Here is a 1141-nt window from a genome sequence, read left to right as displayed (position 1 = left end):
GCCTTCACTATCTACCATTACGGACTTGAGGAGCAGACCGGTTCGACGATCCAGCCATAATTGGTAACCATAACGAAACCGATCCGTTGGCACCACCAGCAGCTGAACAGCTTCCCGACCCGCTATACGATCCAGAGCGGCTGGCTTCAGCTTGTAATGGTTGTCAAAATGACCGGAAGTAAAACGTCCCACCATCGGAACCAGAGACTCATGTTCAAATCTTGTGGGTTCTCTTCCAGCACTGGCGAAAGTGATAATCTTTCCCTGACGAACCATCTCTCTGGGCAATCCATCCAGAAAAGCAATACTTTCCAGCTCTTCTGACTTGCCACCCACTTTTTGAAGCGTGTGCGCCACTGCCAGGGTTTCTAGGTTAGCACCCTGTTGGTAAACAAAGTGTCCGCGATAGGTAAGATTTTGAGTGGCTTGAATCATGGTTTCCAACCATTTCTCAGGCGTATCGGCAGACTTTGATGACTGGCCGACAGACTTTGATGACTGACCGGCAGGCTTTGATGACTGACCAGCAGGTTCTGATGATTGGTCAACAGGAAATGCGTGACCCTCCAGTGCTACCAGTAAGACCAGCAGCAAAGGCATTAAATGCCCCCTATTCAATCGAATTCCTTTCATAGACTCATTGTGATTCAAAAGTGGTCAAGCGCGCAAAAGGGAGGATTCCCTGTCCTGAATTCATGGCACTCATTTCAGCATGCTGAAGCGCATACGCCCTGAAACGCTCCCTGATAGCCCTGTCAGCAACACTCTGTGCCTGTGCGAGCTGTTCCGGGGTAATACTGTCATGCTGACGAGAACTGTATCCCGCCTGAATTCCAGCAGCACCGTAGCCGTTTTGAGCAATTTGTACTGGTTGTGACAATGTCGTTTGATCAGTTACCGATGCTACCAGAGGCAGAGCTTCAGGGGTAGAATTGTAATTTTTCACACCCAGCAGCACAGCCAATGCAACAGAAGCAGCAACCACTACTCGCCCCGCTTTAGACCACCACCGGTCAACAACCTCAAGAACGCCCTGGCTGGAAGCAGATGTCTCTTTGGCCACAGATTGAGGTACCTCAGACTTCAACCTGTCACGAATAGCGGCTGACAAATCGATATTCACAAATTCGTTGGTTTCATG

General features: G+C 49.7%; 1 protein-coding gene and 1 pseudogene. Both read right to left on the bottom strand.

The genetic code is table 11. The features are described 5' to 3' along the window. Positions 1–600, bottom strand: a 600-nt coding sequence (locus KDK18_RS06540) for a sigma-E factor regulatory protein RseB domain-containing protein (protein ID WP_306670882.1), incomplete at its 3' end; no start/stop codon positions are given. A 37-nt stretch (positions 601–637) separates the two neighbouring features. Next, positions 638–1141, bottom strand: a pseudogene (locus KDK18_RS06535) (hypothetical protein); the annotation flags it as partial.

The organism is Endozoicomonas sp. SESOKO3, from assembly GCF_024606255.1.
This window is presented reverse-complemented; position numbering and strand designations above follow the sequence as displayed.